The sequence below is a fragment of the Pseudomonas sp. XP1 genome (assembly GCF_053557675.1).
On the sequence record NZ_JBNRIJ010000007.1, the window covers coordinates 1 to 443 of the forward strand.

The following is a 443-nucleotide window of genomic DNA, read 5'->3' on the forward strand; positions in this document are numbered from 1 at the left end:
CTCGCTGCGATCTCTCGTAGCGGGAGGCGAATCATACAGCGTTTAGAAGCGCTGTCAACCATCATCTCAACCGCTGGCGATCATGCGATCGTAGCCCTTTCAGCTTTTCCGAACAACCTAACTTATTGAATTCCAAGAAGTTTGTCGTTCCGATGTCGCTGGAAGTGGGGCGCATTATAAGGGGATTCGAGAGGGCGTCAACCTTTAATTTCAAGAAATTGAAATGCAGGGAAAAGACCACATCAAGGCCACCAGATGTTCGCCATAACACCTTCTGCGACTATGAGATCGAGCGCCGCACGGGCGGCGCTCGATCGTGTAGGCGCCAGAAAACACAAGGCAGGCCCTCTCAAAGCCAATACCATCTCATAACAGGCCCATAGCAGCCCTGACGCAACCAACAAATGCAAACCCCAAAAACAAAGCGGGGAGGCCTACCGGCC